The organism is Pseudonocardia sp. CA-107938, assembly GCF_050936315.1.
Classification (GTDB): domain Bacteria; phylum Actinomycetota; class Actinomycetes; order Mycobacteriales; family Pseudonocardiaceae; genus Pseudonocardia.
On record NZ_JBNJNA010000001.1, the window covers coordinates 2,146,508 to 2,171,917 of the forward strand.

Below are 25,410 nucleotides of genomic sequence, written 5' to 3' on the forward strand. Positions count from 1 at the left end.
TCGTCGTGTGCTCACGCACATGGCGGAACATGTGCGCGAGCACGTCAGCGTGCGCGTGAGCGGCACCTCAGTCCTCCATCGACGACGCCACGCGGAGGCAGAAGTCCGCCGCGGCCTTGCCGGTCAGTGCTGCGTCGACGAGCAGGTCGAGCCAGCGGGAGTAGCGAGCGACGGACCGGTCGTCGGTCAGCTGCAGGACCCCGCCCGCGGTCTCGATCCGCACCAGTGCCCGGTCGTAGATGGCGAAATTGGCGGGCGGCGCCGGGCACGGGGTCGTGAACGGGATGACGCCGAATGTGTGGCCGGGCAGGGTGGCGAGCTCGGCGAGGTGCGTGAGCTGTGCGCGCATCGACGTGACTGAGATGGTGCCGATGCGCAGCCGCAATGCTGCTTCGGTCACGACGTGGACGAACTGCCGGCCCGGTTCATGCAGGAGCGCCTGTCGACGGATCTTGGCGGCGACGATCCCGCCGTGCGTCTCCGGCGGCGTCCCGTCCTCGGCGTCCTCAGCGGGAGATGCAGTGTCCATGTCGCGCATGTACGTGGCGGTCTGCAGCAGGCCGGGAACCAGGGCTGGCCAGAACTCGGCCACGAACGTGCTCGACTCGATGAGTGCTGTGAGGTTGTCGTGGAGTTCCAGAACCCCGCCGGCCTGTTGGATCCGGTCCTTGTGCGAGCGGTAGTCGATCGCGGCTCGGTCGCGCAGCTCGATGAGCGGTGCGGGGTCGCTACCGGTAGCGGCGCTCCATGCCTCGATGTCGGCATGCGTGGGCAGCTGCCGGCCCGTCTCGATCTTCGAGATCTTCGACTGTCGCCATCCGTCGCCAAGCAGCTCGGCGAACTCGGCGCCGGTCGCGCCGGCCCGCTCACGCATGTTGCGCAGCCGGGCACCGAGTTCGCCGAGGCTTCTGCTGACGGGTCGTTCGCTCACTCTGTGGCGGGCTCCTTGCCTGACGGTCGCGACGCAAGGTACTCGTCGAGCGATACCGCCATCGCGAGCGCACGGTCGCGGGCGGCGCGGTGCTCCTCCAGCGCTGCCGGGTCATCGATCCGCTCGGCGCCCTTCCACCGGAAGTTCTCGTGGTAGTGCATCAGCCAGAGCTCGCGATCGTCGAAGATCCAGTAGTCATGGTGCGGCTGCTCTTCTGGCCATTCGCCCTGCTGGACACCCACGAACCGAATGTCCTCCCCGATCTCCAGCAGCTCGGGATAGATCGTGAGCGCCATCTCCGTGTACAGCGTCGCCGGCTCGACGACCACGCGTACCCGTGTCTTCGTGCGACCTGCTGCGATCTGCGACCCGGCCGTGGCCCTCATGAAGCCCCAGCTCGTCTTCGGGCGCTGCCCGCTGAGGAACTGGGTGAGGTACTCGTCCTCCTCCGGGCTGGCGTACACCTGCTGGCATTCAAGACGGTACGACGAGACCTCGTACGAGGTGAGCAGGGCGCGCCAGCTCTCGTCATCCCCGGGACGGATCCAGCGACTCATCCGGCCGCCGCCGCGACTTCGAGTTCGGCGAGCACGTTCTCCAGCTCGGTCGCGAGGTCCGGACGGCCCCGTTCCACCAGCAACTTCTCCACTGCGCGAATGACCGTCTCGGTTGCGATGCGGACTGCTGTCTCGTCGTCCATGAGCTCCAACAACCCCGCCAGCGTTGGCGCATCGAGGAGCTTGCCCTGGACGATCATCGTCAGCAGGTCCTCGCCGAGGTACACAGCCGGGCAGCCGTCGGCCTTGCTCAATGAGTCGTTCGACTTGCAGAGTCGCCGGAACTTCACGCCCACATCGCCCCCCAGAGTCGATTTCGGAGACTCAGGATCGCATCTTTGCGCGTCATCCGACAAGGGCCTTGCATCGGAAGAATATCTGAGGATATCGTGTGGTTTGCACAGGGCGGGCCCGGTGGTTGCACCCACCGGGCCCGCGAGCAACCACCTCTCGGCCAGGAAAGGCGTTGCCATGACGATGCTATCTGCCCTCAGCCGGCTGTTCGGCTCGCGCGGACGGCACAGCCGGCCCGTCGCGCACGCGACCCTCGTGCTGCGGTCCCGTGGTTGAGCCGAGGTTCGTCGTGGCCGAGCTGATCGCCGCATACGATCCGGGTATCGCCACGCGCCTGATGGCGCAGCACCGGCCGACGGCTGGTGTCGGGTGTGCCGGGCGACCGCGCCTTGCTCCACGCGCACGCTGGCCGATGCCGTCGAACGTTGTGCCCGGGAGGCCCGGAGTTAGCGGGTCAGGCAGTTGCGCCCGCACAGGCGCTCGCCGATCAAGGGCAGAAGGTCGCCGCCGAAGATCCGCCAGCAACCTTCTGCCCTTGATCAACAAAACCTGGGCCGAACCACCGCGCCTCATCCGCCGCGGCTGGGCCCTCTCAGCTGAGCCGCTCCAGCACCATGGCCATGCCCTGCCCGCCGCCGACGCACATGGTCTCCAGGCCGATGGACTTGTCCTTGGCCCGCAGCCCGTTGAGCAGCGTGTTGGTGATGCGGGCGCCGGTCATGCCGAACGGGTGGCCGACGGCGATGGCGCCGCCGTGCACGTTCAGCTTGTCGCCGAACGGGTCGATGCCCAGGTCGCGCGCGGACGGGATGACCTGTGCGGCGAACGCCTCGTTGATCTCGACGAGGTCGACGTCGTCGATGGTCATGCCGGCGAGCGCCAGCGCCCGCTTCGACGCCTCTACGGGCCCGAGGCCCATGATCTCCGGTGACAGCGCGGACACACCGGTCGAGACGACGCGGGCCAGCGGGGTGATGCCCAGCTCGGCGGCCTTCGTGTCCGACATGATCACGAGTGCGGCGGCGCCGTCGTTGAGCGGGCAGCAGTTGCCCGCGGTGACGAGCCCGTCGGGCCGGAACACCGGCTTGAGCTGCGACACCGCCTCGTAGGTGACGCCGGCGCGCGGGCCGTCGTCCTTGCTGACGACCGAGCCGTCGGGCAGCGTGACGGGCGTGATCTCGCGCTCGTAGAACCCGTCGGCGATGGCGGCCTCGGCGAGGTTCTGCGAGCGCACCCCGAACCTGTCCATGTCCTCGCGCGTGACGCCCTTGGCGCGGGCCAGGTTCTCCGCGGTCTGGCCCATCGGGATGTAGACGTCGGGCACCAGGTCCTGACCGCGCGGGTCGTCCCAGGTGTCGAGGCCACCGGCGGAGAGGCCGGCCGTGCGCGCCTCGGCATCGGCGAACAGCGGGTTGCGGGTGTCGGGCAGCGAGTCGGAGCTGCCCTTCGCGAACCGCGACACCGTCTCGACGCCGGCGGAGATGAACGCGTGGCCCTCGCCGGCCTTGATCGCGTGCAGGGCCATCCGCGTGGTCTGCAGCGACGACGAGCAGTAGCGCGTGATCGTGGTGCCGGGCAGCTGGTCGTACCCGAGCAGGACGGCGACGACGCGACCCATGTTGAAGCCCTGCTCACCGCCGGGGAGCCCGCAGCCGAGGATGAGGTCGTCGATCGTGTTCGGGTCGAGCTGCGGCACCTGGTCCAGCGCTGCCCTCACCATCTGCGCGGCCAGGTCGTCGGGCCGGATTGTGGGCAGCGAGCCCTTCACGGCGCGACCGATCGGGGAGCGGGTCGCAGCGACGATCACGGCTTCGGGCATCGTCTTCTCCTCACAGGGCGGATGGTCCTCGCTCCCGAGCGTACTGCCGGGTAACACCACTGGCACCAGAGCTGTGACGCGACGAACGATCGTTCGGTTGAGCCTGCGTGGAAGTCTGCCGAGAATTTCTCCCGGCAACGTGTCGATGTCGGGCCGCCCCGTTCGTCATCCCCTCGTCACCACCCCCGAACTCGAGGAGACACCGTGAAGTACATGCTGCTCATCGCCGCCCGCGACCCCCAGCAGTACGCCGACGAGGCATTCGTCGGACGAGAGATGCAGGCCTACATCGACTTCGAGAAGGCGGTCGCGGAGGCCGGTGTGAAGCTCGCCGGCGAGGCCCTGCAGGGCGTCGAGACGGCCAGCACCGTCGCTGTCGCCGAGAGCGGCGAGCGGGTCGTCACCGACGGTCCGTTCGCCGAGACCCGCGAGGGCCTCGGCGGCTTCTACCTGCTCGACGTGCCCGACCTGGACGCCGCGCTGGACTGGGCGGCCCGCTGCCCGGGCTCGCAGTTCGGCGGCAAGATCGAGGTCCGGCCGATCCAGAGCTACGACTACTGATGCACGCGCGGGCAGCCGGCCCCGGAACGTCCGAGGTCGAGGCGGTCTTCCGGGAGGACCGGGGCCGGCTGCTCGCGATGCTCGCCGCGCGGCTGGGCGACCTGGACCTGGCCGAGGAGGTCGTGTCCGAGGCGATCGAGTCGGCGCTCGCCCGCTGGCCCGTCGACGGCGTGCCGGACAAGCCGCTGGCCTGGCTCGTCACCACGGCCCGGCGCAAGGCCGTCGACCGCATCCGCCGCGACCGCAGCTATGCCCAGCGCCTGGCGATGCTGCAGGTGGAGGCCGACCGCGCCGCACCGGTCGCGGAACCGAGCCCCGAGATCGACCTGCCCGACGAGCGGCTGCAGCTGTTCTTCACCTGCTGCCACCCGGCCCTGCCGCCAGAGGCGCGCACCGCGCTCACCCTGCGGTTCCTCGCCGGCCTGACCAGCGCCGAGGTCGCCCGCGCCTTCCTCGTGCCGACGGCGACGATGCAGCAGCGGATCGTGCGCGCGAAGCGGAAGATCCGCGACGCGCGCATCCCGTTCCGCGTGCCGGAACCGGCCGAGCTGCCCTCCCGGCTGCCCGGTGTGCTGCGCGTCGTCTACCTGATCTTCACGGAGGGCTACTCCGCCACCGGCGGCGACGACCTCGTCCGCGCCGACCTCACCGACGAGGCCATCCGGCTCGCCCGCATCCTGCGCGTCCTGATGCCGGGGGAGCGGGAGGTCGCCGGCCTGCTGGCGTTGCTGCTGCTCGTCGACGCCCGCCGCGCCGCCCGCGTCGGGCCGGACGGCGAGCTCGTGCTGCTGGAGGACCAGGACCGTGCCCTGTGGGACGCCGACCGCATCGCCGAGGGTCGCGCGCTGGTCGTCGACGCGCTCAGCGGTGGCCCGCCCGGCCCGTACGGCGTGCAGGCGGCGATCGCCGCCCTGCACGACGAGGCCGCCGACGTCACCACCACGGACTGGCCGCAGATCGTCGCCCTCTACGACGTGCTGGGCTGCCTGGAGCCCTCACCCGTGGTGGCGCTGAACCGGGCGGTCGCCGTCGCGATGCGCGACGGCCCCGCCGCCGGACTGGCCCTGGTCGACGAGCTGGCCGGCGAACTCGGCGACTACCACCCGCTGCACGTCGCCCGCGGTGAGCTGCTGCGCCGGCTCGACCGCCCCGCCGATGCGCTCGTCGCGTTCCGCAGAGCCCGCGAGCTGGCCGGCAACGCCACGGAGCGACGACACGTGGACCGACGGATCGCGGAGCTGGGGTAGCTCAGGTGGCCGGCTCGGAGAGCTGCTCGGCCATCATCGCGCGCAGCTTCGAGAGCGCGCGGTGCTGCGTGACGCGCACGGCGCCCGGCGTCGAGCCGACGGCGCGCGCCGTCTCCTCTGCGCTGAACTGCATCGCCACCCGCAGCACCAGCACCTCCCGGTGCGACGACGGGAGCATGTCCAGCAGCACCCGCAGCTGACGGGCCTCCGCGGAGCGCAGCGCGCCCGTCTCCGGCTCCAGTGCGTTCGAGACCCGGTCGGGCACGTCGTCGGTGGGGTCGGACTTGTCGCGGCCGGACGCGCGCAGCGAGTCGGCGACCTTGTTGCGGGCGATCCCGTAGATGAACGCCATCGCCGGCACCTCGCTGGGCCGGTACCGCGGCAGTGCCTCGACGACGGCCATCAGCACGTCCTGGGCGACGTCCTCGCCCGTCTGCAGGCGCACAGCGGGACCCACCCTGGCCCGGCAGTAGCGCAGGATCGGCTGGCGGATCAGCTCCAGGAGGTGGTCGCGGGCCCGACGGTCACCGGCCGAAGCCGCGGCCGCGGCGTCGTTCAGTTCGGCCGTACGATCGGCGCGCGAGGAGTCTCTGCCCTCCCGTTCCGCCTCGCTGCCCGTCAACGGACCTCCCGGTCCCGTGGTCCAGCTGGACCAATGCCGTGATGTGTAGGGACGAACCCTAACCCGTTAGAGGGCATTCCCGCCCTCCCCGGACGAGATCGTGATCCGGCGCCGGTCGACCCTGGGCGCCCAGTGGATGGGAGCATGACGGGCATGCGTTACGTGGAGCACGTCGCCGATCTGGTCGGCAACACGCCGCTCGTTCGGCTCGGACGGGTTGCGGAAGGCATCGTCGCACCGGTACTGGCGAAGGTGGAGTACTTCAACCCCGGCGGCAGCGTGAAGGACCGCATCGCGCTGCGGATGGTCGAGGCCGCGGAGGCCTCCGGCGAGCTGAAGCAGGGCGGCACGATCGTCGAGCCCACGTCCGGCAACACCGGTGTCGGGCTGGCGATGATCGCGCAGCGCAAGGGCTACAAGTGCGTGTTCGTGTGCCCCGACAAGGTCAGCGAGGACAAGCGCAACGTCCTGCGCGCCTACGGGGCCGAGGTCGTGGTGTGCCCGACGGCCGTGGAGCCCAGCCACCCGGACTCCTACTACAACGTGTCGGACCGGCTCGTCACCGAGATCGACGGCGCCTGGAAGCCCAACCAGTACGCCAACCAGCAGAACCCCGAGTCGCACTACCTCACCACCGGCCCGGAGCTGTGGGAGCAGACCGAAGGGCGGATCACGCACTTCGTCGCCGGCATCGGCACGGGCGGCACGATCAGCGGCACCGGCCGGTACCTCAAGGAGGTGTCCGACGGCCGGGTGCAGATCATCGGCGCCGACCCCGAAGGCTCGGTGTACTCCGGCGGCACCGGGCGGCCGTACCTCGTCGAAGGCGTCGGCGAGGACTTCTGGCCCACCACGTACGACAAGAACATCTGCGACCGCATCGTCGCGGTCTCCGACGCCGACTCGTTCCACATGACGCGCCGGCTCGCGCACGAGGAGGCGCTGCTCGTCGGCGGGTCCTGCGGCATGGCCGCCTGGGCGGCGCTGGAGGTCGCCCGCGAACTGCCCGCGGACGCGGTGGTCGTCGTCCTGCTGCCCGACGGCGGCCGCGGCTACCTCGGCAAGGTGTTCAACGACTCGTGGATGGCGAGCTACGGCTTCCTGCCGCCCACCGAGGGCGCCACCGTCGGCGACGTGCTGCGCCGCAAGGACGGCTCGATCCCCGACCTCGTCCACGCGCACCCGAACGAGACCGTCGCCGACGCCGTGCAGTACCTGCGCGAGTTCCACGTCTCCCAGATGCCGGTCGTGCGGGCCGAACCGCCCGTGATGGCGGCCGAGGTCGCCGGGGCCGTGGTCGAGCGGGACCTGCTCGACGCGCTGTTCACCGGTCGTGCCCAGCTGTCCGACCGGCTGGAGCGGCACATGTCCGCCGCCCTGCCGACGATCGGGGCGGGGGAGGCGCTCGAAACCGCGATGAGCGCGTTCGCCACGGCCGACGCCGCGCTCGTGCTGGTCGACGGCAAGCCCGCCGGGGTGGTGACGCGCTCGGACGTGCTCGCGTTCCTCGGCTCAGGGGCCTGACGACCCGCTCACGCACACCGTCGTGTGGTCACGCACATGGTCGACGGTATGCGCCGGCACACGAACGTGTGCGTGAGCGATCGGCCGGCGTGAGGGCCGCACCGCCACCCGCGTAGCCTCGCTCCATGCCCGGCTTCTCCACGAACGCCATCCACGCGGGTCAGGAGCCCGACCCCACCACCGGTGCGGTCACGGTGCCCATCCACCCGTCGTCGACCTTCGCCCAGGACGGCGTCGGCGGCCTGCGCGGCGGCTACGAGTACTCGCGCAGCGCCAACCCCACCCGCACGGCCCTGCAGGAATGCCTGGCGGCGCTGGAGGAGGGCCGGCACGCGGTCGCGTTCGGCTCGGGCATGGGCGCGTCCGACGTGCTGCTGCGCGCCACCCTCACTCCGGGCGACCACATCGTCATCCCGCACGACGCGTACGGCGGCACGTTCCGGCTGGTCGACAAGGTGCTCGCCGGCTGGGGGATCACGTACACGGCCGTCGACCTGGGCGACGTCGACGCCCTGCGCGCCGCCCTCACCCCGCGGACCAGGCTCGTGTGGTCGGAGACGCCGACCAACCCGCTGCTCGGCATCGCCGACATCGCCGCGATCGCGCAGATCGCGCACACCGGCGGCGCCCGGCTCGTCGTCGACAACACGTTCGCCTCGCCGTACCTGCAGCAGCCCCTCACCCTCGGCGCCGACGTGGTGCTCCACTCCACCACCAAGTACGTCGGCGGGCACTCGGACGTCGTCGGCGGCGCCGTCGTGACCAGCGACGACGCCCTCGCCGAGAAGATCACGTTCCTGCAGAACGCCACCGGCCAGGTGCCCGGCCCGTTCGACGCGTGGCTCACCCTGCGCGGGCTGAAGACGCTCGCCGTGCGCATGGAGCGGCACAGCGACAACGCCGAGCGGATCGCAGAGCTGCTCACCACGCACCCCGCCGTCGACCGCGTGCTCTACCCCGGCCTGCCCGAGCACCCCGGCCACGAGATCGCCACCAAGCAGATGCGCCGGTACGGCGGGATGGTGTCGTTCACCGTCAAGGGCGGCCAGGAAGCGGCGCGGAAGGTGTGCGCGGCGACGAAGGTCTTCACCCTCGCCGAGTCGCTCGGCGGTGTGGAGTCGCTCATCGAGCTGCCCGCGGCCATGACGCACATGTCCGTCGCCGGCTCGGAGCTGGAGGTCCCCGACTCCCTCATCCGCCTCTCCGTCGGCATCGAGGACGTCGAGGACCTCACCGAAGACCTCCGCACGGCCCTCGCCCAGGCCTGAGGTCTCCCCGCGCGAGTTGCCCGGTTCAGTACGGCGAGTTGCCCGGTTCGGGACGGCGAGTTGCCCGGTTCAGTACGGCGAGTTGCCCGGTTTGACGTTGCGATCGGCCGATCGGATGGCCAACTCGCCCTGTCAGGATGGCCAACTCGCGGTCCTGAACGGGGCAACTCGCGGACACCAAACCGCGACTCGCGGACACCAAAACCGCAACTCGCGGGCAGGGACGGGCGCTGCCCGGTCGTCGGTGAACCTCAGCCCTTCGCGGGCTCGCCCACGGGGGCAGTGGGCGGCGCGGGGACCGCGGCGGGTACGACGATGTCGCCGGGGGCCACGCAGCCGCCGACGAGCCGGTAGCCGTCGCTGGTGCGCTCGATGCGCCCCGGGTCGGCGCACCCAGCGTTCGATGCCGCGACGAACGCCCCCGCCATCAGCGCCGCTGCCGCAACGAGCGGTGCGACGCTGCGCAACCGAACCACCCGAACCTCCCCGATCCGCCCCCTGGATCGAGGCTACCGGTCCCGCCGGAGCGACGCTGCCGGACCCGCAGAACCGACCGGTGCGAGGATGCGCCCCATGGCCGAACCGACCACCCCTCCCGTCAGCGTCGACGAGATCCGGGCTGCCCGGGAGCTCCTCCGCGGAGTGATCAACGAGACGCCGGTGGCCGGTTCCCGAGCGCTGTCCGAGCTGGCCGGCGGGCCGGTGTGGCTCAAGTGCGAGAACCTGCAGCGCACCGGCTCGTTCAAGATCCGCGGCGCGTACACCCGGCTGTCCCGCCTCGACGACGCGCAGCGAGCCCGCGGCGTCGTGGCGGCGAGTGCCGGCAACCACGCGCAGGGCGTGGCGCTGGCCGCGTCGATGCTCGGCATCGCGGCCACCGTGTACATGCCGGAAGGGGCGGCCCTGCCCAAGGTCGGGGCCACCCGCGGGTACGGCGCCACCGTCGAACTGGTCGGCGACACGATCGACGACAGCATCGCCGAGGCGACGGCCTTCGCCGCGCGCACGGGCGCCGAGTTCGTGCACCCGTTCGACCACCGCGACATCGTCGCCGGTCAGGGCACCGTGGGGCTGGAGATCCTCGAGCAGGTGCCCGACGTCGCAACGGTGCTGGTGTGCACGGGCGGCGGTGGGCTGCTGGGTGGCATCGCGGCGGCCGTGCGTGCCGAGCGACCGGACGTGTGCGTCGTCGGTGTCCAGGCGGCGGGTGCAGCGGCGTGGCCGGCGTCGATCGCCGCTGGCGCGCCCGTCGCGCTGGAGTCGATGCGCACGATCGCGGACGGGATCGCGGTCGGCCGGCCGGGCGATCTCACGTTCGACCAGGTCAGATCGCTGGTCGACGACATACTGACGGTCGACGAGGACGCGCTGTCCCGCGCGCTGCTGCTCCTGCTGGAACGGGCGAAGATGCTCGTCGAGCCGGCCGGTGCCGCGGCCGTGGCCGCGCTGATGCAGGAGCCGCGCCGGTTCGCCACGCCGGCCGTGGCGGTGCTGTCCGGCGGCAACATCGACCCGCTGGTGCTGTGGCACGTGCTCCAGCACGGCATGGCCGCGACCGGGCGCTACCTCACGCTGCGGGTGCGGGTCGGCGACCGGCCCGGCGCGCTCGCCGGGGTGGTCTCGCTGGTGGGACGGGCCGGCGCCAACGTCGTCGACGTGGCGCACAGCCGCATCTCCGGCGCGCTCCCGCTGGGCGACGTCGACATCGACCTCGTGCTGGAGACGCGCGGACCGGACCACTCCGCCGAGGTGGTGGCGGCGCTGGGCGCCGCCGGCCACCACGTGGCGGGCTGGCCAGGGTGAGGCTCAGGCGGCGCGGAACGGCTCGGCCGAGACGAGGGTGACCGTCATGCGGCCGCCGTCGGGCAGCGGGTACTCGCGGGTGTCGCCCACGTGCGCGCCGAGCAGCGCGGCGCCCAGCGGGGAGTTGGGCGAGACGACCTCGAGGTCGGCGCGGCTGCCCTCCTCGCGGGAGCCCAGCAGGACGGTCTCGGTCTCGTCGTCGCCCTCGTAGCGCAGCTTGAGCACCATGCCGGGCGTGGCTGTGTCGGAGCTGGTGGGAGCGACGCCCACCTGAGCGGTGCGCAGCAGCTCCTGCAGCTGCCGGATCCGCGCCTCCTGCTGGCCCTGCTCCTCGCGGGCGGCGTGGTAGCCGCCGTTCTCCTTGAGGTCGCCCTCCTCGCGGCGGGCGTTGATCTCCGCGGCGATGACGGGACGGTTCGCGATGAGTCCGTCGAGCTCACCCTTCAGCCGGTTGTAGGCCTCCTGGGTCAGCCAGCTCACCTGCGTTTCCGTCACTGTCACCACTCCTCAGCATGGGTCACGGGCACTCGCGGTCTGCGACGCGCCCTGGTTGCGGCGGCCGCCGACCGGCGGTCCCGGTACGGGGCAGTAGGGCCCCCGAGTAAAGGAAAACACGACCCGCCCGCGGGTCGTGTGCCGTTAACGGTAACACGCTGCAGTCCGCTCGTCGCTTCTTTTGCGGTGAACGGTCGGAACTCCTCCTGAGTTCCCGGGCCGTTATACGTGCTGGTCACGGCCTTGCCGCCGCACGCTCGGCGCAGTGCTGAGCGATCGCGGAGCGCTCACCGTAGCGGCCCTTTCCGTCCCACGCCAACGCTGCGGCCGAGCGTGGTCGGCGACCTGGCAGTGACGCCCATTTGGTCACCACGCGTGACCGCGGCAGGATGGGAAGTCCGTGGCCCGTTGCGCTGTTGTGGGAATGGAAGAAGGCCGTCCGACCCATCGACGGCCGGAGGAAGAGAGGACGTCGAGCGCGCCCATGTCCCAACCCGGAACCGCTTCCGCGCTGCGCCTGATGACGGTGCACGCACACCCCGACGACGAGTCGAGCAAGGGCGCCGCGACCACCGCCAAGTACACCGACCAGGGCCACGAGGTCATGGTCGTGACGTGTACGGGCGGCGAGGCCGGCAGCATCCTCAACCCCGCCATGGACCGGCCCGACGTGCTGGAGAACATGGCCGCGATCCGCCGCGAGGAGATGGCGAAGGCCGCCGAGATCCTCGGCGTGCAGCACCGCTGGCTCGGGTTCGTCGACTCCGGGCTGCCCGAGGGCGACCCGAAGCCGCCGCTGCCGGAGGGCTGCTTCGCGCTCGTCGACGACGAGGTGGCCACCGAACGACTCGTCCGGGTCGTCCGCGAGTTCCGCCCGCACGTCCTCGTCACCTACGACGAGAACGGCGGCTACCCGCACCCCGACCACATCAAGACGCACGTCATCTCCGTCGCCGCCTTCGACGCGGCGGGTGACCCCGACCGGTTCCCCGACGCCGGCGAGCCGTGGCAGCCGCTGAAGCTGTACTACTCGATCGGGTTCACCCGGGCCCGGCTCGTCGCCTTCGACGCGGCCATCCGCGCCCGCGGCGAGGAGTCGCCGTACACGGAGTGGCTGGCGAACTGGGACCCCAGCCGCCCCGACCTGCAGGACCGCGTCACCACCCGCATCGAGTGCGCGGAGTGGTTCGACCGCCGCGACGCCGCGCTCATCGCGCACGCCACCCAGATCGACCCCACCAGCCGCTGGTTCGCCGTCCCGCGCGAGGAGCAGGCGGAGATCTGGCCGTGGGAGGACTACGAGCTGGTCCGCTCGCTGGTCGACAGCCCGACCCCCGAGGACGACCTGTTCGCCGGCATCTCGGAGCGCGTCGGCGTCAGCTGAGCGGGACGGACCAGGCGCGCCGTCGGGAGCTGCGCGACCGGTGCAAGGCGGCGCATCGCACCGTGCCCGCTCGACTTCGGACGATGACCGGCACTTCGGCGTGTGCGCCACGCCGGAAGTGCCGGTCGCCCGCGGTGATCCTCAGACCCGGCCCGCCGAGAAGTCCGCCACCAGCTGCGGCACGGCCGCGTCGAACCCGGCGACGTCGAGCATGCCGGCGTCGTCCGGGTCGGCGATGGAGAAGCCGGTGGAGCTCAGGGCCGCCACCACCAGCCGGGCGTCGATGCCGGTGCGCTGCCGGTAACGCTGCAGCGCCTGGTGCGGGTGGATGTCGCCCGCCCACGTCTCGTTGTCGGTGTAGACGACGAACGTGTCGAACTCCCGGCCCGTGGCCTCTGCCCACAGCATCGGCTGCGCGCAGTCGGTGCCGCCGAACTCCAGGCGCGAGATCGACCGGATCACGTCGTCGATCCGCTGCCGCGGGCTGATCGCGAGCGGCGCCAGCTCCGTGGTGAACCCGACGACCTCGGTGGCCGGCTCGGTGCGCATCGTGACCAGCGCGAGGGCCGCCGACACCTCCCGGCAGGTCGCCCCCTGACCGGCCGCGCTCCAGCCCATGGAACCGGACACGTCCAGCGCCAGCAGGGTCCGCTTCCCGGCCGGCTCGACGACGTCGAACGCGGCGTAGAACGCCGCGTCCAGCGCGTCGACGACCTCCCGGACCGGATTCCAGGTGCTCGAGCCCCGGACGCTCATCCCCAGGGCGTAGGTGCGCTGCGCGACCAGCACGTTCACCGGGTGCACGCGTGCCTTCAGCAGCCGCCCCGGATCCGCGAGCTGCGCCGCGACGGCCGCCCGGCGGGCGCGGTCGTCGAGCACGCCGAGACGGGTCAGTCGCGGGAGCTGGCGCATCAGCGCCGTCTGCGGCAGCCCCTTGTCGACGAGCGCCGCCCACACGTCCGGCTCGACGAGCGCGGCGTCCGGCAGCATCTCCCAGCTCAGCGGGTGCTCGCCCACGAGCCGTACCCACTCGGCCGCCGTGGTGGCCTCCTGGGCCGCGACGAAGGCGCTGACCAGCGGCGGAACGTCCGGGCCCAGTGCGCCCGAGACGATCCACGCGAACAGGTCGCGGCGGGCCTGCTCGGTGGTCGCCGGGTGCGCGAGCCGCAGCAGGTCACGGTGCGACCAGCCCACGCGCTGCCGGTACTTGACGCTCTGGAAGGCGACGTCGTCGACCGGGCGCTCGGTGTACCAGCGACCCACGGCGCGGCGCAGCCCGCGACCCCACCCGCGGAACTGCTCCACGTACTGCGCGAACAGGAACAGGTGGGTGCCCGTGCGGCAGACGGCGCCGAGTGCGTCGAGGGCGGCGCGGCGGCCGTCGTCGTCGGCCAGGGCGGCCGCTGCGGCCAGCGCGAAGATCGCCGGGTTCTGGCGCGGCGCCCGTCCCGCGCTGGAGACGGCGACGGCCTGCGCGACCAGCCACGAGCCCCGCTCCCGGGCAGCGCGCAGCACGACCTGCGCGTTGTCGGCGGTCAGGTCGGCGGCCGAGCTGTAGTAGGTGCCGCCCTCGGTACCGAGGGTGAGGAACCGCGCGACGCGGACGTCGTCGGTGACGGCGAAGCCGTAGCCGCCCGCGGAGTTGGGCACCTGCCGCTCGTCGGCAGGGGAGTGCTGCGGCGTGGTGCGGGTGGAGACGGAGGTCAGCGGATCCATGGCGGCCCCCTCTCGGAGCGGCGCGGGCGGACGGAAGGGCGAGGACGGGCGTGGGTGTGATCGCCGGAAGGCGCTCTACCGACTGAGCTACGCCGGCCGCAGCCGGCGGCGGGACTCGAACCCGCGACATCCCCATCTGCAGTGGTAACCGATGATCTCCGGCCCGCCCCCGACGACGACCGTAGCGGGACGGGTCCGGCCGTGGCGAGGAGGTTTGCGAGGGCGGGCGTGGGTGCAGCCGCCGGAAACACGGATGCTCGTCCATCGAGCTGCACACGCCAGGCGTGCGGCGGGAATCGAACCCGCACCTTCCGTCCCGGTTAACCGACGACCTCCGGCCCGCCCTCCCCTCGGAGGATAGCCGGGGAGCAGGGCGGGCATGGCGTCGATCAAGGGGAGAACGTCGCTGCTGCATCGATCCCGAACGACATTCTGCCCTTGATCACCGAACCTCCGGACGGCCGGCCCGCCCGGCGTGCGCATCCCCACACGGCGACCAGGCCCGTCGTCCGTGATCTACCGTTGGCCGGTGCAGGGATCGAGCCGGGCCTTGGCGCTGCTGGTCGCGGGCGCCTTCTTCATGGAGACGCTCGACTTCACCGTCATCGCCCCGGCGGCGCCGCACATCGCGGCCGATCTGGGGGTCGACCCGGTCGCGGTCACCACGGCGGTCACGGCGTACGTCCTCACGCTGGCCGTGCTGCTGCCGGTCAGCGGCTGGCTGGCCGACCGGTTCGGCGGCCGCCGCGTCTTCGCGACGGCGCTGGTCGTGTTCACCCTCGCCTCGGCCGCGTGCGCGTTCGCGACGAGCCTGCCCATGCTGATCGCGGCACGGGCGCTGCAGGGCGCGGGTGGCGCGCTGCTCGTGCCCGTCGGCCGGTTGGTGGTGCTGCGCGCGACCGCCAAGACCGACCTGGTCCGCGCCATCGCCTACCTGACGTGGCCCGCCCTGCTGGCGCCGGTCTTCGCGCCGGCGCTCGGCGGGTTCCTCGCCGACCACGCGTCCTGGCGGTGGATCTTCCTGATCAACCTCCCGCTCGGGATCGTGGCGCTCGTCGTCGCGCTGCGGATCGTGCCGGATACGACCGCAGCGGAGCGCAGGCCGCTCGATCGCACCGGGCTGGTGCTGACCGTGCTCGGGGTCGCCGGTGTCGTCGTCGGCATGGACGCGGTCAGCGCCGTCGTTCCCCACGGGACCGTGGCCGCCGTCGCGCTCGGCGTCGGCGCGGTCGCGCTGGTCGCGGCTGTTCGGCACCTGCTGCGCGCGGAGTTCCCGCTGGTCGACCTGCGGGTGCTGCGCACCCCGACGCTGCGGTTGCAGGCCGCCGGCGGCTCGGTCTACCGCGGCACGATCCTCGCCATCCCGTTCCTCGTGCCGCTGTTCCTGCAGCTCGGGTTCGGCTGGACCGCCACCGCGGCCGGGCTCGCCGTCGTGGCCGTGTTCGTCGGCAACGTCGGCATCAAGCCGATCACCACCCCGCTGATGCGCCGCTTCGGCATCCGAACCGTGCTGCTGGGCTCGGTGGGCGCCGGGATCGCCTGCGTGCTCGCGCTGGCGTTCGTGCAGCGCGACACACCGGTGCCGGTGCTCCTGGCCGTGCTCCTGGCCGGCGGGGTGTTCCGCTCGATCGGGTTCACGGCGTTCAACAGCGTCGCGTTCGCCGACGTGCCGGAGGGCGAGCTGGCGCACGCCAACACGCTCGTCTCGACGGTGCAGGAGCTCGCCGTCGGCGTCGGGGTGGCCGCGGCCGCGCTGTTCGTCCGGCTCGGCGAGCTGGTCGTGCCGGGAGCCGACGGGCCGTTCCGCGTCGCGTTCTGGCTGCTCGCGGGGCTGCTGCTGGTGCCGGCCTACCAGTCGTGGCGGCTGGCGCGCACGGCCGGCGACCACGTCACCGGACGGGCGTGATCAGGCGGTCGTGATCGCGATCGCCCGCCCCGCCTGCCGGCCGCTGAACAGGCAGCCGCCGAGGAACGTGCCCTCCAGCGAGCGGTAGCCGTGCACCCCGCCGCCGCCGAACCCGGCCACCTCGCCCGCCGCGTACAGGCCGGGGAACGGGGTGGCGTCGGCGCGCAGCACCCGACCGGATAGGTCGGTCTGCAGGCCGCCGAGGGTCTTGCGGGTCAGGATGTTCAGCTTCACGCCGATCAGCGGCCCGTTGGCCGGGTCGAGGATGCGGTGCGGCGCCACCGTGCGTGAGAGCCGGTCGCCGCGGTAGTTCCGCGCTCCGCGGATGGCCGTGACCTGCTGGTCCTTCGTGAACGGGTTCTCGATCTCGCGGTCCCTGGCCGCGATCTGCCGCTCGATCTCGGCGGCGTCGAGCAGCGGCTCCTCGGTCAGCTTGTTCATGGCGGCGACGAGCTCGCCGATCGTCGCTGCGGTGACGAAGTCGGCGCCCTTGTCGATGAACGCCTGCACCGGGCCCGGCGCACCGCCGCGCACCCGCGAGAGCACCTGCGTCACGCTCTTGCCCGTCAGGTCCGGGTTCTGCTCGGAGCCCGACAGCGCGAACTCCTTCTCCACGATCTTCTGCGTGAGCACGAACCAGGAGTGGTCGTAGCCCGTCTTCATGATCGACTCGAGGGTGTGCAGGGTGTCGAACCCGGGGAAGTCGGGTGCGGAGAACCGGCGGCCGAGCGCGTCGAACCACATCGACGACGGGCCGGGCAGGATCCGGATCGCGTGGTTCGGCCAGATCGGGTTCCAGTTGCGGATGCCCTCGGTGTAGTGCCACATGCGGTCGCGGTTGACGATGCGCCCGCCCGCCTTCTCCGTGATCCCGAGCATCCGCCCGTCCACGTGCGCGGGCACGCCGGTGATCAGGTTCTTCGGCGGTGCACCGAGCCGCTCCGGCCAGTTCGCGCGGACCAGGTCGTGGTTGGCCCCGATCCCGCCGGACGTGACGAGCACCGCCTGCGCCGACAGCTCGAAGGTGCCCACCTCGGTGCGCGAGCTCTCGGTGCCGCGGGCAGCGGTGGTCGGTTCGAGGACCGCGCCGCGCACCCCGTCGACGATGCCGTCGGTGACCGACAGCTCGTCCACGCGGTGCCGGAACCGCAGCTCGACCCGGCCCTGCGCCACCGCGGCGCGCACCCGCTCCACGAACGGCGCGACCACCCCGGGGCCGGTGCCCCACGTGACGTGGAACCGCGGCACCGAGTTGCCGTGCCCGTCGGCGAGCCCGCCACCGCGCTCCGCCCAGCCGACGATCGGGAACCAGCGCACGCCCATCGCGTGCAGCCATGCGCGCTTCTCGCCGTTGGCGAAGTCGAGGTAGGCGGTGGCCCACTGGCGGGCCCAGAAGTCCTCGCCCGCCGGGTCGTCGACGCCGCGGTCGAAGCGGGCGCTGCCCAGCCAGTCCTGCATGGCGAGGTCGAACGAGTCGCGGATGCCCATCCGCCGCTGCTCGGGCGAGTCGATCAGGAAGAGGCCACCGAACGACCAGAACGCCTGGCCGCCGAGGTTCGCCTCGTTCTCCTGGTCGAGCAGCAGCACCTTCCGCCCGGCGTCGGCCAGCTCGGCCGTCGCCACCAACCCGGCCAGCCCGGCCCCCACCACGACGACATCGGCGTCCATGGCACGACCCTAGCGACGTCACACATCGTTGGGCCCGTTCACACACGTCCGGACATGTGTGAACGGGCCCAACCGTGTGTGACGTCGGTCAGCGCGGGTCTGTCGCGCGCGACAGGGCCGCCATGAGCGCCGTGTAGCCGGAGTCGGCGGCCTCCCGTACGCGCGGCACGTCGATCGTGAGGCCGCGGACGCCCAGACCGTGCGGCGGCGCCACGGCCAGCACGTGCGCGCCGGCGCGCTGCGGGTGCCCGGCGTTGCTCAGCAGCGCCACCACCTCGCCGTGCCGGCGGCTCTCCTGCGCCATCGCCCCCAGTCCAGGCACCACCCGGTCGATCGCGGACGCCCACCGCGCAGGCGGCGCGTCCGGTTCGGCGCGGACCAGCTCCGGCACCGAGCGGTTGAGCAGCGCGAGCACGTGCGTGGCGCCCTCGCGCAGCGCCCGCGGTACGGGCAGCGGCTCGGCCACCGACCCGTCGATCCACAGCCGCCCGTGCAGCGCGACCGGCGACCCCGCGACGAACGGGATCGTGGCCGTGGCCCGCAGCGCGCGGCGCCACTCGTCGATCGTGCGCGGCGCCAGTACGTGCCCGGACAGGTCGTCGGCCGCCGTAGCGACGACGCGCAGCGGTATCCGCGAGTCGCGCAGCCGCGCCCACGGCATCGGCTTCGACCGCACCATCACGTCGTCGATCAGGTAGTCCAGCGACACGATCGGCTTCCCGGCACCGAGCCGCCGCGGGTCGACGAACGCACGGCGGGCCATGTCCTCGTAGAAGATGGCCGCGGCGTCCGCTCCGTGGCCGAGCACGACCGCCGACCCGACGAACGCCCCTGCGGAGCTGCCGTAGACCACGTCGAACCACGGTGCGAGCCCGGCGTCGTCCAGCGCGTGCGCCATGCCGCCGGAGTACGCGCCGCGCATCCCGCCACCGCCCACGACCAGCGCGATGCGGTGCCCGTCGTCGCGCCGCCCGCGGTCACGGCGGTGCACCAGCGCGCGCAGCACCTCGTCGTCGCCCGCGAGGAGCTCGTCGGTGGTGACGTCGAGGTCGGCGGTCACGCGCGGATTCTCGCCCCCGAACCCGATCGGGTACCGAGGGGGAGCGGCAAATGCGGTGCCCACCGGCCGTCCGCCTCGACGTAGAGCACGGCCTGGTCGATCTCCGCGACGACGGGCAGGCCGCCGGCCAGCTCGGCCGCCACCGCCTGCAGCCGCTCCGCCGGCGCGTCGTAGGCCACCGTGAGGTGCGGGACGGGTTCGTGCTCGCCGCCGTACGGCTGCAGCCCGAACCGCTCGCCGACGGCTTCGGTGAGCGCGACGAACGGGGCTGCCGGTTCGGGTGCCAGGTACACGAGCCGGTCGTCGAACCAGCGCACCTGCGTGAACGCGACGTCGAACGCGGGCACCGTCGCGACCACCGCGGCCAGGTCGGCGACGGTCGCCGCGTCCAGCGCCGCGGCCGGCAGGAACGGCGCCATCACGGTGACGTGCGCCGGCACCCCGAGCGCCGCGTGCCGGTCCAGCTCCGCCCGCAGGGCACCGACCAGCGGCTCGGCGGCCGGCACCGGGACGATGACGGCACTCAGCAGGTCCACGTCTCCATGATGCCGTGGCTACAGTCGAGCCCGTGGCATCCCTCAAGATCGACGCCGAGCCCGCCGAGGTCGGCCTGGACGCAGCGCGCCTGCAGCGCGTCGACACCCACTTCCAGCGCTACCTCGACGACGGCCGCCTGGCCGGCTGGTCGGTCGCCATCACCCGGCGCGGCCGGGTCGTCCACTACAGCCACGCCGGGGTCACCGATCTCGACACCGGCGCACCCGTCACCGACGACGTGCTGTGGCGCATCTACTCCATGACGAAGCCCGTCACGTCGGTGGCGGCGATGATGCTGGTCGAGCGCGGCCTGATCGACCTCAACGAGCCGGTCTCGCGGTTCATCCCCGCGTTCGGCGATACGCGGGTGTACGTGGCCGGTTCGGCCGGGAACCCGGCGACGGTGCCGGCCACCGAGCCGATCCGCGTGTGGCACCTGCTCACCCACACCGCCGGTCTCACCTACGGGTGGCACCACGCGCACGCCGTCGACGAGATCTACCGCTCCCGCGGGTTCGAATTCGGCACCCCGCGCGGGGTGGACCTGGCCGGTGCCTGCGACGTGTGGGCGAGCTGGCCGCTGCTGTTCGAGCCCGGTTCGGCGTGGAACTACTCGGTGGCGACCGACGTGCTGGGGCGGGTCGTCGAGGTGGCGTCCGGGCAGCCGCTCGACCGGTTCTTCGCCGACGAGATCACCGGTCCGCTCGGCATGACCGACACCGGGTTCGCCGCGCCGGAGGACGAGCTGCACCGCCTCCCGCCCGTCTACACGATGACCGCCGAGGGGCTGCGCCCCAACGCGTTCTTCGCGGGTACCGGATCCCGTACCCCGACCATGCTCTCCGGCGGTGGCGGCCTGGTCTCGACGGCGGGCGACTACCACCGCTTCACCCAGATGCTGCTGCGCGGCGGTGAGCTGGACGGGGTGCGGCTGCTCTCGCCGCGGACCGTCGCGCACATGACGCGCAACCACCTCCCCGGCAACGCCGACCTCGACACCTTCGGCCGCCGGCTCTTCGCCGAGTCGACGAACGTCGGCGTCGGGTTCGGGCTCGGGTTCTCCGTCGTCCTCGATCCGGTGGCGAGCAAGGCCCTGACGAGCGTGGGCGAGTACGCATGGGGTGGGATGGCCAGCACCGCGTTCTACATCGATCCCGTCGAGGAGATCACAGCGATGTTCTTCACCCAGTTCGTACCGTCGAGCACGTACCCGATCAGACCGCAGCTGCGCGCGCTCGTGACCCAGGCGGTGGTGGACTGATGCGTCCCATCCCGTTCGTCGTCCACGTCATCGTCGTCGCCGTCGCGCTGTGGGTCTGCACGCTGCTGCCCATCGGCGTCCACGCCGGCGGCAGCTCCACCGGCGCCCGGATCGGCACGCTGCTGGTCGTCGCGCTGATCTTCGGCCTGGTCAACGCCGTGATCAAGCCGATCGTGAAGACCGTCGGCTGCGCCTTCTACGTGATCACGCTCGGGCTGATCGCGCTGGTCGTGAACGCGCTGCTCTTCCTGCTGGTCGGCTGGATCGCCGACAAGGTCGGCCTGACGTTCTCCATCGACGGCTTCTGGAGCGCGTTCTGGGGCGCGATCGTGGTCGCGGTCGTCAGCTGGCTGCTGCACGTGATCATCCCGGACAGCATCGACGAGCGCTGAGGGATCAGAGCGGCCACTGCTCCTGCCGCCACGCCGCGTCCCAGAACATCCACTCGTAGCGGGACGTCGTGGTGAAGTGCGTGCGCATGGCCGCGAGCTCGGCGGGGCTCGCGGCGGCGCCGATGCGGTCGGTCTCGGCCAGCACCTCGTCGACGACGGTCTGGAACTCGGCGCCGCCGTAGGTCGCGATCCACCGCGCGTACAGCGGGTCGGCCGAGCCGGCGGCGACGAGCTCCGCGCCGACCTTCGCGTAGATCCAGTAGCAGGGCAGCACCGCCGCCACGGCCTCGGCGTAGGAGCCGCCGTGGGCCGTGGCGAGCAGGTAGCTGACGTAGGCCTGCGTGGCCGGTCCGACCGGCTCGGCCGCCGCCTCCGCCGCCGACGAGCCCAGGTCGGCCATGAGGGAGGCGTGCAGCTCACGCTCGGCCGCGATGGCACCGCCGGCGTGGGCGGCGAACATGGCGGTGGCGTCCGCGGTCGGCGCCTTCGCCGCGCAGACGGCGAGTGCCTTCGCGTAGCCGCGCAGGTAGTGCGAGTCCTGCACGATGTAGTACCGGAACGCGGGACGGGGGAGCGTCGCGTCGGTCAACCCGGTGACGAACGGGTGGGCCAGGATCGCGGCGTGGACGGGCTCGACGTCGGACCAGAGGAGATCGCGGGTGCGCACGTCTGCGCACGCTAATGCGTGAGATCGCGGCCACCACGACTCGCCGTCGAAACATCCATCAGTCACCATCGTTGTCACAGTGGGTGGCGCTCAGCGCTGAGATGCACCGCACCGCACGTGAAAGCGGAGGTGAGTGATGGATCCCGTCCCCATGGACCACCACGAGAAGATGCGGCTGCGGGCCGCCGCGTTCCGCGCGACCCGGTTGTACCCGGGACCCGTCGGAGAGCTCGTGTCCCGTGAGTTGCTGACCTGGGAGGAGTTCGGCTACCGGCTGGGTGGCAGCGCGCTGGTCATGCGCCTGGTCGACCAGGTGCTGCAGAGCCCGCTGGACGGCCGGCAGGAGAGCGCGGCCTGATCCGGCCCGTCACCTCGCCATCTCGAAGGTGACGACCTTGGTGGGTGGCTCGTGCGGCACGACCGACAGTCCGGCGGCGGCACCGGCCACCACGACGAGCGCGGCGAGCGTCACCGCGCTGCCCACCTTCGCCGTCACGTCCAGCACCCGGGTGCGGACGGGGTTGCGGCGGTGGCGGGGCAGCACGAAGGCACTTCTCACCATGGTGATCACCGGGTTCCGGGTGTGGGGACGGGTTCTCTGCTCGTCCGGTTCCCGGTTGCGCCGCCGGTGTCCGTACGCCCGGGGTATCGCGGACGACCCGCCGGGCGTTAGCTCAGCGTCACCCGATCGTGCCGGACGGTGATCGTTCCGGCAGCTTCTCGCGCAGCTCCCGCTTGAGCACCTTCCCGGCCGCCGACACCGGGATCGCGTCCACCAGGTGCAGCTCCCGCAGCCGCTTGTACGGCGGGACCTGCGCGTTCACCGCGTCCATGAGCTCCTGCTCCGCACCGGCGCGAGCGGGTGCGACGACGAACGCGACGGGCAGCTCCCCGACCGCGGCGTCCGGCCGCCCGACCACGGCCGCACCGACCACGCCGTCCTGGGCGAAGAGCAGCTCCTCCAGCTCCCGCGGGTACACGTTGTACCCCTTGTAGAGCAGCATGTCCTTCTTGCGGTCGACGATCGTGAGGTAGCCGTCGGCGTCGAGCGTGCCGACGTCGCCGGTGCGCAGCCAGCCGTCCACGAGCACGGCCGCGGTCTCCTCCGGCCGGTCCTTGTAGCCGACCATCACCTGCGGGCCGCGGATGCACACCTCGCCGGGTTCCCCGGTCGGCACGTCGACGAGCTCGGTGTCGGCGGGGTCGACGATCCGCACCTCGGTGTCGTAGACGGGCAGGCCGACCGTGCCCACCTTGCGCAGCGCCGAGCGCGCCGCCGGGCCGATCGTCGCGCCCATCGTGACCTCGGTGAGCCCGTAGCCCTCCGCGATGACGACGTCGGCGCCGAGCCGGCGCTGCAGCGCCTGGATCATCTCGACGGGCAGCGGCGCGGCGCCCGAGCTCAGGCCGCGCACCGACGACAGGTCCCGGGTCGCGAAGTCGGGGTGCTGCAGCAGTGCCCCGTACAGCGGTGGCGCCCCGCCCATGGTGGTGACCTGGAACTTCTCCGCGTCGGCGAGGTAGGCGCCGGGGTCGAAGCGGTCGTGCAGGATCGTCGTCGCGCCGCTCAGCATCGGCACGTTGAGCCCGCCGATGGTGCCCATGGCGTGGAACCACGGCGTGAGGTTGATGCCGCGGCCGGTGCCCAGCCGCACCGGGTACTCCGACTCCGGCTCGACCTGCTCGATCGTGATGCCGGCGCCGGTCGTGCGCGGCACCGAGCCCGTCCCCCAGCACGCGTACTGCAGCGCGTTGACCACGACGTTGCGGTGCGGCAGCTGCACGCCCTTGCTGCGGCCGGTCGTGCCGCCGGTGTACGCGAGGTGCGCCAGATCGCGGCGCACGTCCACCGCGACGGCCGGATCGGTGGTGGGCGCGCCGGCGTGGAACGCCTCGAAATCCGCCATCCCGTCGACGGTGACGGCGTGCGTGGGGTCGAGCGCCTGCTCGCGGTCGGTGACCAGCACGAGCCGGACGGCGGTGCGGTCGCGCACCGCCGCCAACGCCGGGGCCGCAGGCGCCCAGGTCACCGCGGCGACGGCGCCGCAGTCGGCCAGCTGCGCAGCGAGGTCGGCCGGGGGCAGCAGCGGGTTCGCGGGCGAGAACGTGGCGCCCGCCAGCAGCGTGCCGTAGTAGGCGATCGGGTACTGCGGGCAGTTCGGCAGGTGCAGCGCCACCACGTCGCCGCGGCCGATCCGCGCCGCCACCAGCGCGTTCGCGAACGCGCACGCCCGCTCGTACAGCTGCGCGAAGGACAGCTCGCGGCCGTAGTAGTGGACCGCTGTGCGGTCTCCCCAGCGGTGCGCAGCGCCGGCGAGGATGGCGCCGACCGGCAGGTCGGGGTACTCCAGGGAGCCGGTCACCGCGCGCCGCCTGGCGTGAACGCCACCGGCAGGTGCTTGATCCCGTTGATGAACATCGACCGCAGTCGTTGCGGCGGTGCGGTCGCGTGGATGTCGGGCACCCTGGTGAGCAGCTCGCGGAACATCACCGCCATCTCCCGTCGGGCCAGGTGCGCGCCCAGGCAGAAGTGCGGACCGGGCCCGCCGAAGCCGACGTGGTTGTTCGGGCTGCGCCGCACGTCGAACCGGTCCGGGTCGGCGAAGACCTGCGGGTCCCGGTTGGCCGCCCAGTAGAACATCCCGACCTTGTCGCCGGCGTGCATCGGCTGCCCGCCCAGCTCGGCGTCCTGCGACAGCGTGCGCCGCATGAAGATCACCGGAGACGCGAGCCGCACGATCTCCTCGACCGCCGTCGGCGTGACGCCGTCGAGGTCGGCGAGCCACACGTCCCGCTGCTCGGGGTTCTCGGTGAGCAGGTGCAGGCCCCAGCTGATCGCGTTGCGGGTGGTCTCGTTGCCCGCCACCACCAGCAGGATGAAGAAGCTGCCCAGCTCCTCCGGTGTGAGCCGCTCGCCGTCGACCTCCGCGTTGACCAGCGCCGACACCACGTCGTCCGTCGGGTGCTCCATGCGGTGGCGGCCGAGGTCCTGCATCAGCGCCGTCAGTGCCACGCCGGCCTGCATCAGCGCCGCGCCGATGTTCTCCGCGTCCGGCACGTACTCGGGATCGCTCGCGCCGAGCACGACGTTCGACTGCTCGAACACGAACTGGTACTGGCTCTCCGGCACGCCCATCATGTCGCAGACGATCTTCAGCGGCAGCCGGGCCGAGATCTCCGTGACCGCGTCGCACTCGCCCTTGTCGATCACGTCGTCCACGATCGAACGGGCGGTGAGCGCGACCTCGTCCACCAGGTCGTTCAGCCGGCGCGGGGTGAAGCCGCGCGACACGATCCGGCGCAGGCGGGCGTGCCGCGGATCGTCCATCTCGATCATCGAGCCGAAGAACTCGCGGAACTCCGGCGGCATGTCCGTGACCGAGGTGCTGCCCTGACCCGAGGTGAAGATCGCCGGCGTGCGGCTCGCCTCGACGATGTCGGCGTGGCGGGTCAGCGCGTAGAAGCCGGCGCCGCGCGGGAAGTAGGCGAACTCCGGCTCCTGGTAGAACGGCACCGGCTCCCGCTCCCGCAGCGCCGCGAACCCGGCGGCCCGCTCGCTGATCGGCGCCGTCCAGAACCCGTCGATGTCGCTCAGATCGGGCCGTCCGGCCCAGACCTCGGTTGCCGTCACCCGCAGCCTCCCCAGTGAGTTCGGTCACCTCACCGTAGCTGCGCGAGCACGGCCCTCAAGGGTCCGC

At 72.1% G+C, this 25,410-nt stretch carries 25 protein-coding genes; 10 read left to right on the forward strand and 15 right to left on the reverse strand.

The window, feature by feature from the left end; translation table 11 throughout:
- Positions 1 to 67: 67 nt before the first annotated feature.
- From ACQEVB_RS10770 to ACQEVB_RS10785, 4 genes are all read right to left on the reverse strand, one after another.
- Positions 68 to 931 (reverse strand): helix-turn-helix domain-containing protein, encoded by an 864-nt coding sequence (locus tag ACQEVB_RS10770; protein WP_432968343.1) that lies wholly within the window; start codon positions 929 to 931, stop codon positions 68 to 70.
- Positions 928 to 1,488, reverse strand: a complete 561-nt coding sequence (locus tag ACQEVB_RS10775) for a DUF6879 family protein (RefSeq protein ID WP_432968346.1) — start codon at positions 1,486 to 1,488, stop codon at positions 928 to 930. The genes ACQEVB_RS10770 and ACQEVB_RS10775 overlap by 4 nt, the downstream gene beginning before the upstream one ends.
- Positions 1,485 to 1,778 (reverse strand): hypothetical protein, encoded by a 294-nt coding sequence (locus ACQEVB_RS10780; RefSeq protein WP_432968349.1) that lies wholly within the window; start codon positions 1,776 to 1,778, stop codon positions 1,485 to 1,487. Before ACQEVB_RS10780 ends, ACQEVB_RS10775 begins: the two co-directional genes overlap by 4 nt.
- Before the next feature lie 596 nt (positions 1,779 to 2,374).
- Complete coding sequence (locus tag ACQEVB_RS10785) at positions 2,375 to 3,601, reverse strand: acetyl-CoA C-acetyltransferase (RefSeq protein ID WP_432968352.1); 1,227 nt, start codon at positions 3,599 to 3,601, stop codon at positions 2,375 to 2,377.
- A 204-nt stretch (positions 3,602 to 3,805) separates the two neighbouring features.
- On the opposite strand from ACQEVB_RS10785, the gene ACQEVB_RS10790 reads away from it, so the two are divergent.
- Both ACQEVB_RS10790 and ACQEVB_RS10795 read left to right on the forward strand, forming a co-directional pair.
- Complete coding sequence (locus tag ACQEVB_RS10790; RefSeq protein WP_432968355.1) at positions 3,806 to 4,162, forward strand: YciI family protein; 357 nt, start codon at positions 3,806 to 3,808, stop codon at positions 4,160 to 4,162.
- Entirely contained in the window at positions 4,162 to 5,409 is a 1,248-nt protein-coding gene (locus tag ACQEVB_RS10795; protein WP_432968358.1) for an RNA polymerase sigma factor, read from the forward strand. Before ACQEVB_RS10790 ends, ACQEVB_RS10795 begins: the two co-directional genes overlap by 1 nt.
- A 1-nt stretch (position 5,410) precedes the next feature.
- Here ACQEVB_RS10795 and shbA read toward each other — a convergent pair whose 3' ends face one another.
- The gene (gene shbA / locus ACQEVB_RS10800) at positions 5,411 to 6,031 is read right to left on the reverse strand and encodes an RNA polymerase sigma factor ShbA (protein ID WP_432968361.1); all 621 of its coding nucleotides are present in this window, start codon (positions 6,029 to 6,031) and stop codon (positions 5,411 to 5,413) included.
- A 153-nt stretch (positions 6,032 to 6,184) separates the two neighbouring features.
- Here shbA and ACQEVB_RS10805 point away from each other — a divergent pair, with 153 nt between their 5' ends.
- Together ACQEVB_RS10805 and ACQEVB_RS10810 are read left to right on the forward strand one after the other, a co-directional pair.
- The gene (locus ACQEVB_RS10805; RefSeq protein WP_432980296.1) at positions 6,185 to 7,555 is read left to right on the forward strand and encodes a cystathionine beta-synthase; all 1,371 of its coding nucleotides are present in this window, start codon (positions 6,185 to 6,187) and stop codon (positions 7,553 to 7,555) included.
- A 125-nt stretch (positions 7,556 to 7,680) separates the two neighbouring features.
- The gene (locus ACQEVB_RS10810; RefSeq protein WP_432968364.1) at positions 7,681 to 8,823 is read left to right on the forward strand and encodes a cystathionine gamma-synthase; all 1,143 of its coding nucleotides are present in this window, start codon (positions 7,681 to 7,683) and stop codon (positions 8,821 to 8,823) included.
- A 251-nt stretch (positions 8,824 to 9,074) separates the two neighbouring features.
- Here the strand turns inward: ACQEVB_RS10810 and ACQEVB_RS10815 are convergent, their stop codons facing one another.
- Positions 9,075 to 9,299: a hypothetical protein gene (locus tag ACQEVB_RS10815; protein WP_432968367.1), complete on the reverse strand. Its 225-nt coding sequence runs from the start codon at positions 9,297 to 9,299 to the stop codon at positions 9,075 to 9,077.
- A gap of 97 nt (positions 9,300 to 9,396) precedes the next feature.
- Here ACQEVB_RS10815 and ilvA point away from each other — a divergent pair, with 97 nt between their 5' ends.
- A complete protein-coding gene (gene ilvA, locus ACQEVB_RS10820; RefSeq protein ID WP_432968370.1) occupies positions 9,397 to 10,626 on the forward strand; it encodes a threonine ammonia-lyase in 1,230 nt (409 codons plus the stop codon).
- 3 nt (positions 10,627 to 10,629) lie between these two features.
- On the opposite strand, the gene greA is transcribed toward ilvA, so the two are convergent.
- Entirely contained in the window at positions 10,630 to 11,127 is a 498-nt protein-coding gene (gene greA, locus ACQEVB_RS10825) for a transcription elongation factor GreA (RefSeq protein ID WP_432968373.1), read from the reverse strand.
- Between the two features lie 478 nt (positions 11,128 to 11,605).
- Here greA and mca point away from each other — a divergent pair, with 478 nt between their 5' ends.
- Positions 11,606 to 12,505, forward strand: coding sequence for a mycothiol conjugate amidase Mca (gene mca / locus ACQEVB_RS10830; protein ID WP_432968376.1), 900 nt, complete (start codon positions 11,606 to 11,608; stop codon positions 12,503 to 12,505).
- Between the two features lie 141 nt (positions 12,506 to 12,646).
- Here the strand turns inward: mca and ACQEVB_RS10835 are convergent, their stop codons facing one another.
- Positions 12,647 to 14,221: a TROVE domain-containing protein gene (locus tag ACQEVB_RS10835; protein WP_432968379.1), complete on the reverse strand. Its 1,575-nt coding sequence runs from the start codon at positions 14,219 to 14,221 to the stop codon at positions 12,647 to 12,649.
- Between the two features lie 529 nt (positions 14,222 to 14,750).
- On the opposite strand from ACQEVB_RS10835, the gene ACQEVB_RS10840 reads away from it, so the two are divergent.
- A complete protein-coding gene (locus ACQEVB_RS10840; protein ID WP_432968382.1) occupies positions 14,751 to 16,127 on the forward strand; it encodes an MFS transporter in 1,377 nt (458 codons plus the stop codon).
- Here the strand turns inward: ACQEVB_RS10840 and ACQEVB_RS10845 are convergent, their stop codons facing one another.
- The 3 genes from ACQEVB_RS10845 to ACQEVB_RS10855 form a co-directional block, all read right to left on the reverse strand.
- On the reverse strand, positions 16,128 to 17,795 hold the full coding sequence (locus ACQEVB_RS10845) for an FAD-binding dehydrogenase (RefSeq protein ID WP_432968385.1): 1,668 nt from the start codon (positions 17,793 to 17,795) through the stop codon (positions 16,128 to 16,130).
- 88 nt (positions 17,796 to 17,883) lie between these two features.
- Complete coding sequence (locus tag ACQEVB_RS10850) at positions 17,884 to 18,855, reverse strand: patatin-like phospholipase family protein (protein WP_432968388.1); 972 nt, start codon at positions 18,853 to 18,855, stop codon at positions 17,884 to 17,886.
- Complete coding sequence (locus ACQEVB_RS10855; protein WP_432968391.1) at positions 18,852 to 19,391, reverse strand: 2'-5' RNA ligase family protein; 540 nt, start codon at positions 19,389 to 19,391, stop codon at positions 18,852 to 18,854. The genes ACQEVB_RS10850 and ACQEVB_RS10855 overlap by 4 nt, the downstream gene beginning before the upstream one ends.
- Positions 19,392 to 19,423: 32 nt before the next feature.
- Here ACQEVB_RS10855 and ACQEVB_RS10860 point away from each other — a divergent pair, with 32 nt between their 5' ends.
- Both ACQEVB_RS10860 and ACQEVB_RS10865 read left to right on the forward strand, forming a co-directional pair.
- Entirely contained in the window at positions 19,424 to 20,653 is a 1,230-nt protein-coding gene (locus ACQEVB_RS10860) for a serine hydrolase domain-containing protein (protein ID WP_432968394.1), read from the forward strand.
- On the forward strand, positions 20,653 to 21,045 hold the full coding sequence (locus ACQEVB_RS10865) for a phage holin family protein (RefSeq protein WP_432968397.1): 393 nt from the start codon (positions 20,653 to 20,655) through the stop codon (positions 21,043 to 21,045). Before ACQEVB_RS10860 ends, ACQEVB_RS10865 begins: the two co-directional genes overlap by 1 nt.
- A 4-nt stretch (positions 21,046 to 21,049) precedes the next feature.
- Here ACQEVB_RS10865 and tenA read toward each other — a convergent pair whose 3' ends face one another.
- Positions 21,050 to 21,712 (reverse strand): thiaminase II, encoded by a 663-nt coding sequence (tenA, locus tag ACQEVB_RS10870; protein WP_432968401.1) that lies wholly within the window; start codon positions 21,710 to 21,712, stop codon positions 21,050 to 21,052.
- A gap of 136 nt (positions 21,713 to 21,848) precedes the next feature.
- Here tenA and ACQEVB_RS10875 point away from each other — a divergent pair, with 136 nt between their 5' ends.
- Positions 21,849 to 22,070, forward strand: a complete 222-nt coding sequence (locus ACQEVB_RS10875) for a hypothetical protein (protein WP_432968404.1) — start codon at positions 21,849 to 21,851, stop codon at positions 22,068 to 22,070.
- 9 nt (positions 22,071 to 22,079) lie between these two features.
- Here the strand turns inward: ACQEVB_RS10875 and ACQEVB_RS10880 are convergent, their stop codons facing one another.
- From ACQEVB_RS10880 to ACQEVB_RS10890, 3 genes are all read right to left on the reverse strand, one after another.
- Positions 22,080 to 22,274 (reverse strand): hypothetical protein, encoded by a 195-nt coding sequence (locus tag ACQEVB_RS10880; RefSeq protein ID WP_432968407.1) that lies wholly within the window; start codon positions 22,272 to 22,274, stop codon positions 22,080 to 22,082.
- A gap of 118 nt (positions 22,275 to 22,392) precedes the next feature.
- Complete coding sequence (locus ACQEVB_RS10885; protein WP_432968410.1) at positions 22,393 to 24,075, reverse strand: class I adenylate-forming enzyme family protein; 1,683 nt, start codon at positions 24,073 to 24,075, stop codon at positions 22,393 to 22,395.
- Positions 24,072 to 25,343 carry a cytochrome P450 gene (locus ACQEVB_RS10890; protein ID WP_432968414.1) on the reverse strand — a complete coding sequence of 424 codons (1,272 nt, stop codon included), beginning with the start codon at positions 25,341 to 25,343 and terminating at the stop codon, positions 24,072 to 24,074. Before ACQEVB_RS10890 ends, ACQEVB_RS10885 begins: the two co-directional genes overlap by 4 nt.
- Positions 25,344 to 25,410: the final 67 nt, after the last annotated feature.